We start from the raw sequence: 7,701 nt of genomic DNA, 5'->3' as shown, positions 1-7,701 counted from the left end.
CACCCCCCCCCCGTGCCCCCCCCCCGCCGCATCGCCGTGGCGGTCGCTGTCACGGCGGGTCTCAGCGGGCTTCTCGGTGGTGCCATTACCGCCCCCGACGCGGCGGCGGTACCCAGTGCGGAAACCACCGACAAGCCGGCCACCCAGAAGCCGCCCGCCGAGAAGGAGACCCCCAAGCCGGTGGTGAAGAAGCCGGTGGTGAAGAAGTCCAGGCCGATCGTGCGGGCCTGGGCGTCGCACGGCCGCATCTACATGAGCGCCATCAACCTGCCCGAGGGCCGCAAACTGTGCGGCCTCACCGTGCAGGTGGCCCCGCAGTACATCGGCAGCTACGACCCCATCAAACAGCTCGGCGACAGGTCCACCCGCGGCCGGTCGATCACCCTCGCCACCCAGCCGCTGCCGCCCGGCAACCACACGGTGAGCCTGCGCTGCTACAGCGGCGACGACGGCGGCACCATCGTCGCCTCGACCCGGCATGTGCAGATCGGTTTCATCGAGTGGGCGTCCTGATCCCGTTCTAAACCCCACCGATAGCGCCCGGCATCGCAATTATTGTGATGCCGGGCCGCAGCGGTGGGGTTTAGGACGAACGACCGGCGTGACTCGCCGCATACGCGGGGGCCAGTGCCTCCATCTGCTCGATGACGATCCTGATGGCCTCGGGCTGCTTGTCCGGCGGGTACTTGAACTTGACGAGCACCCGTTTGACCGATGAGCGAAGTTTGGCGCGGACGTCGTCGCGGACGGTCCAGTCGTATTTGGTGTCTCGCTGCATGATTCGGACCAGTTCGCGGGCGATGTCGGCCAGGACGTCGTTGCCCTGTAGTTCGACGGCCGATCTGTTGGCGGCGACGGCGTCGAAGAACGCCAGCTCGTCGTCCGAGAGCGGCGGGTTGAAGCTCTGTCCCCGATTGCCTTCGGCGGCGATGTCGTGGGCCATCGCGATCAGCTCGGCGATCACCTCGGCGGAGGTGATCTGTTGATTGGTGTACCGGCGCATCAGTTCGGTGATGCGGTCGGAGAATTCTCGTTGCCGCACCAGGCTGTTGCGGGTGGCGCGGCGTGATTCTTCGGTGAGGGTGGCGCGCAACGCCTCGATCGCGAGGTGCGGATTGGCCGCCGACCGCGCCTTGGCCTCGAAGTCGGGGGTGAGGTCGTTCAGCGACGGTTTGGGCAGGCCGGCGGCCTCGTAGATGTCGACGATCTCCCCGGATGCGGTGGAGTCGGCGACCAGCCGCGACAGCAGTCGGCGGATGTCCTCGGGGATGGGCTTGCCCTCGGCCTGACGCCTGTTGGCCTCGATTTTGCCCATCCATACGCGCACTTCTTCGTAGAACTTGATGTCGGGGCGCAGTTCGGCGAGCGATTGATCGCCACCGGCGAGCGCCCAGGCGCGGGCGAGGTTTCCGGCGAGTTCGCGGTATCGGACCGCCGCCGACTTAGGTTGTCCGTCGATCTCGACGCCCGGAGTGTCGGGGGCGAGCAGATGGTCGGCCAGTCCTCGGGTGGCCCGCATCCACGGATTGCTGCCACCGCTTCTGACCACCTTGCGCCAGTCATATCCGGCGCACAGCGCGTCGATGCGGGCAAGCGTTTCGCGAGCCAGTCCGGCAGCCTCGTCGATGCGTTTGCCGACGGGTTTGGTCTGCTGATCGGTGTCGGTGTATTCGGCCAGCGCCGCATTCAGGCTCTCCGCGAGCGGTGCGTAGGCGACTAGCAGGCCGGCGGGGTTGCCGCGGAAGGTGCGGTTCACCCGTGCGAGGGTCTGCATGAGCAGCGCGCCCTTGAGTGGGCGGTCGAGGTACAGGGTGTGCAGCGGCGGCGCGTCGAATCCGGTGAGCAGCATGTCTTTGACGATGATGATCTGCAGCGGGTCGTCGGGATCTTTGAGGCGTTTCTGGATGGCCTTGTTCTGTGCGTCGCGGCGCACGTGCCTGCTGATCGGTTCCTGATCCTTCGCAGACCCCGAGTAGACGACCTTGACGACGCCGGCGGATTCAGAACCGTTGTGCCAGTCCGGTTTCAGCGCGACGATCTCGTCGTAGAGCCGGGCACAGATGTCGCGGGTCGCGCCGACGATGAGCGCTTTCCCCGGGGATTCGATAAATGGCAGCATCGCCTTCGACCGGGTTTCCCAGTGTGCGACGATATCGGCGGCAAGTGCTGTGAGTCGTTGTGGCGCACCGTATACCGCGTTGATGACGGCGACGGACTTTTCGATCTGGGCACGTTCGACGTCGTCGAGACCACGGGTCGCCTCGTCAGCGGCACGGTCGAGGTCGTCCTCGGTGATCTGCTGCGCCAGTGATACTTTGATCAGTCGCGGCTCGAAATACACAGGTACGGTGGCACCGTCGTCGACTGCGCGGGTCAGGTCGTAGATATCGATGTACGGCCCGAACACGTCGCGGGTGTTGCGCTCGGCCAACGAGATCGGAGTTCCGGTGAATGCGATGAGCGTGGCATTGGGAACGGCATCGGCGAGGTGGCGGGCGTACCCGTCGAGGTCGTCGTAGTGGCTGCGGTGCGCCTCGTCGACGATGACGATGACGTTGCGGCGGTCGGTGAGCAATGGGTGGTCGGAGCCCGCGTCGCGTTCTTCCTTTGTGCGGCCGAACTTTTGCAGGGTGGTGAAGTAGATGCCGCCGGTGGTGCGGTCGGCCAGTTCGTGCCGCAGTTGGTCGCGGGTGCCGATCTTGACCGGTGACTCGCCGAGCAGCCGGGACCGGTTGAAGGTGTCGAACAGTTGCCCGTCGAGGTCGCGGCGGTCGGTGACGACGATGATGGTGGGGTTCTTCAGCTTTGGTTGTTTGGCGACGAGGTGGGCGTACAGTTCCATCTCCATCGACTTGCCCGACCCCTGGGTGTGCCAGACGACTCCGGCCTTACCGGTGCTCTCGGCCGCCACCACCGTATTGCCGACGGCTTTGGTGACAGCAAAGTACTGGTGCGGCTTGGCAATTCGTTTCACATACCCGTCGGCGCCGGCATCGAACGCTACGAAGTTGTGTTGCAGCTGCACGAACCGTTCGGGATTGAAGACGCCGTCGATGAGCCATTCGAGTTCGATGCCGACGTCATCGTCGTCGGCAGCGACCGTCGTGATCGGTTTCCCGTCATCATCGACGTTCCACGGTGCGTAATGCTCGAACGGCGTGAACGGCGTTCCGTAACGGGCGGTGACTCCGTCGCTGATCACGGTGACGACGGCGAACCGGAACGCCATCGGGAACTCACGCAGGTACGTCTGCAGCTGGGCGTGCGCCGCCGCCACCGTCGCTCCGGCCATCCCGGCCTGTTTGAGTTCGATGATCGTGACCGGTAATCCGTTGAGGTACAACACCACATCGAAGCGTCGATGATATTCACGGTTGCGGATGGTGACCTGCTGGACGGCGAGCAGTTCGTTCTCATCAGGCCGCTGACTGGCCACCCTGATGGTCGGATTCTGTTCCAGCCCTTGATGATCGACATAGGTGATGCCACGATAGCCCGTGGTGACGATCTGATGCAGCCGATAGTTTTCGGCCATCGGGTCCTGCGACTGCGGCGCAAGAATAGCCGCCTGCGCCTGCACCAGATATTCAGCCGGAACAACGGGATTGAGCTCGCGCATCGCGGCCAGCAGCCGATCCGGGAGCACCAGATCCTCCCACGACGTGCGCCCCGATTCCGTTCCGGGCGCGATATCCTGCCCCTTGAGCGGCTGCCAGTTATGTTCGCCGAGCCGGTCGACGGTGAACTGCTCCCACTCGGATTCGGGAATGATGCTCATCGTTCGCTCCGTCCTCGGCCGCCGGTACCCCACCAACACTGGTCACACTATGTCAGAGGACTACGACGGTCGGGGGCGCTCGCCTCACGCCACAGGTCCCGGTAACTGACTTCGGTCGAGTCCGGGGCGACGATCTCCTCGACGGGCACCTTCCCCCGACTCACGCCCCTTGGTCACCAGGGGCACACCCCAGACACGGACCACGGTAAGCTTGTACAGTAAAGTGTTATACACTTTACTGGGTGGGTGCCCGCAGCGGACACGACGAAAGTAGGAAGGCAAGATTCATGACCGAGATCAAACGCGATCCCGCGCTCGATGCCCTTGCAAACGACTTCGAACACGACGACTTCGACCTCGTACCCGCAACGGTGGAGTCGGCCCCCGCAGCGCACTCGCTGCACATGGGCCGCCCCGCAGAACCTCGTGGTGCATCGCCGCTGCGCGCCGTGCGGTTGCCCAAAGCCCTCGACGAACAACTCACATCGTATGCACAGCAGAGCGGTGAATCCGCCTCCGCGATCGTGCGCGCAGCGATCAGCGAATACCTCCAGCGACACCCGGCCTGACCGAGCTTCGAATCCAAGGAACGGTGCAGGTCTCCGACGACATCACCGCCGAGTCGGGTCAGCAGGGGTTCTCACACGGTCAAGGTAGGTCCGTGACAACCAGCAGGCACTCTTTCGGGCCGACGATCTCCTCGACCGACCCGGCTCCTTGAACCAACCGGTGACTCCACACGGCGATCTGTTCGGTCGTCGCGTGCTCTACCCCGTACCGCACATCGGCGTCGAGGTCGCCGAACTTGCTGGTCAACATCCGCACCATCAACTGGACCTGCCCGCGTGCTTCGCCTTGAGCGATCAGTTGATCGGCAGTGGTCATAGCAGCTTCCTCCGTCTCACGCCCCACCGTCGCGGCAAACCTCACCACGTCTTCAACCGGCGTGTCGCGTCCTTACAAGATAGTGGAAAAGACCCATCAACCACCGCGGGTTGATCGTCGCAAGCTCATTACCCCACGATGTCAGCCAGCGGGTGGCATCGGGGCCCACCCGACGAGTCCCCCTCGGTTACCATGGGCACACCCTAGACGCGGGCTACGACATCGCCGCCGGCACAAGCGTCAGCGGGGAGCTGCGGTCACTTCGACCCAATCGTCGTCGACGGTCCGGCCGTCCAGAATCTCACGGGCGATCGGGTCCGACATAGTCCTGGCGCTCATCTGCCATTCGTGGAGCAACCGCCCGACTTTGGCGATGTCGTCGCCCGCACTGTCGATCTCAGCCAGAAACTCCCGGATATCCGCATCGTCGAATACACCAATGAACGACCATTCTCCATAGGTATTCGAATCTCGTTCAGCACGAGGATAGTTGAGTGCCGCGACGACGTCGCGGCATGCGCTCGTATGACTATTGCGCACCTCGACCAACTCCATCACCTCAGATCCGGTCCGACGTCGTAGCAACGAAGTCGGCGACAGCGGTTTCGATGCTTGCACCGATCGCCACCGCGTAGCGCTTGATCGTTGACAAGTGCGGGTCGACACCGGGCCGCTCGAAGTCCGCCACCACGCTCACCGAACGATTCATCCGCTCGGCAACCTGTTCTCGGGTCAATCCCCTGGCCTTCCGCAGCGCAACGAGCGCTTCGAGTAGCTCGTCGTCGTTGATCGCCAGCATGTACCGCAACCCCGCATACGGCTCGGCGGCAAGCTCCGCCTCCAATGCCTCGATCGCGTCCACCAGTTTCAGCGTAACAATGTATCCGCTGGTGACAAGCCATTTTCCGAGCCCATCGACTTCGTCTCCTGTACAGTTGCTCTGATGCCGAAGATCAGTCGCAGCGCGGAGTTGAATGAACAACCAGCCGGTCATGTGAGACCTCGATAAAGACGGAACTATCAAGCAGTTCGGCTACTGCTGTGATGTGGTCCTCGAAGAGCGTCAGAAGCCGGGCGTTGGTGATGTTGCCGGTGGTCACCAGCACGAGCGTTCTCGGTATTCCCGAAATCAGATGACTGTCGCGAAAATCCCGGTCTTTGGTAACGACCACCCGTTCCTGAACATCAGCCACACGGCTGATCTCGGTGTCTGTCGTCCTATTACCGTCAGGCAGCGCCGAGACGTGCACAGCATCGTGACCAAGTTCGGTGAGTCGCGTCGCAAGTCTGGCCGGCAACTGGGCATCGATCAGAAACTTCACCGTCACGCGGATTCAGGCGGCATCGAACGGCACGACCACGCGGTTCCCCGCGGCCAACGCACCGAACTCCAGGGCAGCCAGCAAGTCCTCACGCTCAAGGTCAGGGTAATCGTCGAGGATGTCCTCGATAGACATGCCTGCAGCAAGCAAGTCGAGCAGGTCAGCGACCGGGTACCGCAGCCCACGCACTACCGGCTTCCCGTGGCAGATAGCCGGATCGCTCGTCACGCGGTGCAGGTTGGACATTCGCCCAGCGTATCGGTGCCCGGCCGACACTGCAATCACCCGGGCTTGACTCACCTGATCTGCCCACGAGACGGTGTCATCGAGCGACAAGATGAGGAGACAGCGGCCGTACCGCGTCATTCCTCGGTGACCTTGATGACCTTCGCGGTGATCTCCGCATCGCTTGACTCGGTCTCCGCTCGGAGGCTGTCATCGATGCGCATGTCCGTACCCGACAGTGTGAAGTAGTCGGTCATCTCGTCCTCTGTTCCGATGACCTCGTAGACGACCCGGAAACTACGGCCCTTGAGAAACTCCGACGACGTCAGCAGTGTGGGTCGCACCGAGAACTCCACCACACACCCCGCTGATCCAAAGCACTTCTTCTCCAGCACTTCGACATTCATCTCGAAGTCGCTGGGCCTGATCGGGATGTCGTACACCGTCGGGGTGGCGGATGTGGTTGTGCTGGAGGTGGCCGCGACGGTGTCGGTGGTGGACTTCACGCCCGATGCGTTCTGCCCTTTGCCGATCACGAAACCACCCGCGCCGCCGGCGAGCACCAGCAGGACGGCCCCGATCACCAGGAGCAACACCGTACGACGACGATGCGGCCGCGGGGCCCGTGGCAGTTCGATCGGTGCGGTCGCCCATTGGTCCCACTGCTGCCGTGGCGGCGGAAACTCCTGCGGATTCATGACGTTCTCACTTCTACGGCGGGGTCGGCTCATGTGGCCGTCCAATGCTGAGGACTATCCCACGACGGTCTGACAACCGATCCGAGAATAGGCCGGAAGACTGGTGTTCATATGTAGCAGCAGAGTTCCGAATAGATGTTCGCTCGGCAGGCGGGCAGCGGAGCGTCAGGCGTGTCGTGTCACCGGACCCTTCGCGACGCTCGCTCGTACCTCGCATCGCCCTCAGGGATCAAGAGGGGTACCCCGGTTGTAAGGCCACTCATTCGCCCGCTCATGGACAACCCTGAGAGCGGTAGTCGGTGAGTTTCATGGATCCGGGCCCCCTTCTCCGGCGTGGCGGCATACTGTGAGGCTGGCAGTCCCAGCAGCGGAAGGGCGACCGAATCGAATCGTCCCTGGTCACAATCGGCCACGAGCTTCAGAAGCTCAATCCTGGGGTTGTACTCCTTCTGGCGACGTGGCTGATCGGCCTACGACTATCAGCGTCGTGGCACTTACGGGAGAAGCGCAAGGAACTCGACCTTGCGACGGCACGGGCTTTCCACGATATATACGGAGAATTCTTCGCATCCTGGAAGGTGTGGAACGCAAGCCTCCCTCGACTTGAGCCCACTGATTCCGAGTACAACGCCATCCTCGCGAAAGCATGCGAGATAGAAGGCAAAGTCGAGTCCATCTTGGCAAGCATCGCCTGTGGTCGCTCGCTGGATGAAGACTCCATCGCCGACCTCGGTCAGTCCTAGATCCGCGAGTAGCGGTGGCGTATCGGATCTGACTGCGAATTTGCGTGTTG

At 62.9% G+C, this 7,701-nt stretch carries 9 protein-coding genes; 2 read left to right on the top strand and 7 right to left on the bottom strand.

What is annotated here, in order from left to right; genetic code table 11:
- A partial coding sequence (locus Q0627_RS03195) for a hypothetical protein (protein WP_298807667.1) occupies positions 1-513 on the top strand: 513 nt, incomplete at its 5' end.
- A 70-nt stretch (positions 514-583) separates the two neighbouring features.
- Here Q0627_RS03195 and Q0627_RS03190 read toward each other — a convergent pair.
- Positions 584-3,778 (bottom strand): type I restriction endonuclease subunit R, encoded by a 3,195-nt coding sequence (locus tag Q0627_RS03190; RefSeq protein WP_298807666.1) that lies wholly within the window; start codon positions 3,776-3,778, stop codon positions 584-586.
- Between the two features lie 287 nt (positions 3,779-4,065).
- Between Q0627_RS03190 and Q0627_RS03185 the strand changes: the two genes are divergently transcribed.
- A complete protein-coding gene (locus Q0627_RS03185) occupies positions 4,066-4,347 on the top strand; it encodes a ribbon-helix-helix protein, CopG family (RefSeq protein ID WP_291012881.1) in 282 nt (93 codons plus the stop codon).
- Between the two features lie 79 nt (positions 4,348-4,426).
- Here the strand turns inward: Q0627_RS03185 and Q0627_RS03180 are convergent, their stop codons facing one another.
- From Q0627_RS03180 to Q0627_RS03155, 6 genes are all read right to left on the bottom strand, one after another.
- A complete protein-coding gene (locus tag Q0627_RS03180; protein ID WP_291012883.1) occupies positions 4,427-4,663 on the bottom strand; it encodes a hypothetical protein in 237 nt (78 codons plus the stop codon).
- A gap of 240 nt (positions 4,664-4,903) precedes the next feature.
- Positions 4,904-5,212, bottom strand: coding sequence for a hypothetical protein (locus tag Q0627_RS03175; RefSeq protein WP_291012885.1), 309 nt, complete (start codon positions 5,210-5,212; stop codon positions 4,904-4,906).
- 10 nt (positions 5,213-5,222) lie between these two features.
- Complete coding sequence (locus tag Q0627_RS03170) at positions 5,223-5,657, bottom strand: helix-turn-helix transcriptional regulator (protein ID WP_291012887.1); 435 nt, start codon at positions 5,655-5,657, stop codon at positions 5,223-5,225.
- Positions 5,617-5,991 (bottom strand): DUF5615 family PIN-like protein, encoded by a 375-nt coding sequence (locus Q0627_RS03165; protein ID WP_291012889.1) that lies wholly within the window; start codon positions 5,989-5,991, stop codon positions 5,617-5,619. Before Q0627_RS03165 ends, Q0627_RS03170 begins: the two co-directional genes overlap by 41 nt.
- 6 nt (positions 5,992-5,997) lie before the next feature.
- The gene (locus tag Q0627_RS03160) at positions 5,998-6,231 is read right to left on the bottom strand and encodes a DUF433 domain-containing protein (protein ID WP_291012891.1); all 234 of its coding nucleotides are present in this window, start codon (positions 6,229-6,231) and stop codon (positions 5,998-6,000) included.
- Between the two features lie 116 nt (positions 6,232-6,347).
- Positions 6,348-6,941, bottom strand: a complete 594-nt coding sequence (locus Q0627_RS03155; RefSeq protein WP_298807664.1) for a hypothetical protein — start codon at positions 6,939-6,941, stop codon at positions 6,348-6,350.
- Between the last annotated feature and the right edge of the window lie 760 nt (positions 6,942-7,701).

The organism is uncultured Gordonia sp. (assembly GCF_937858515.1).
In the GTDB taxonomy this organism is placed as follows: domain Bacteria; phylum Actinomycetota; class Actinomycetes; order Mycobacteriales; family Mycobacteriaceae; genus Gordonia.
This window is presented reverse-complemented; position numbering and strand designations above follow the sequence as displayed.

Coding starts and splice junctions, on each gene's coding strand:
- Q0627_RS03155 (WP_298807664.1), bottom strand. CDS start 6,941: ATGAGCCGACCCCGCCGTAGAAGTGAGAACGTCATGAATCCGCAGGAG.
- Q0627_RS03185 (WP_291012881.1), top strand. CDS start 4,066: ATGACCGAGATCAAACGCGATCCCGCGCTCGATGCCCTTGCAAACGAC.
- Q0627_RS03160 (WP_291012891.1), bottom strand. CDS start 6,231: ATGTCCAACCTGCACCGCGTGACGAGCGATCCGGCTATCTGCCACGGG.
- Q0627_RS03170 (WP_291012887.1), bottom strand. CDS start 5,657: ATGACCGGCTGGTTGTTCATTCAACTCCGCGCTGCGACTGATCTTCGG.
- Q0627_RS03180 (WP_291012883.1), bottom strand. CDS start 4,663: ATGACCACTGCCGATCAACTGATCGCTCAAGGCGAAGCACGCGGGCAG.
- Q0627_RS03190 (WP_298807666.1), bottom strand. CDS start 3,778: ATGAGCATCATTCCCGAATCCGAGTGGGAGCAGTTCACCGTCGACCGG.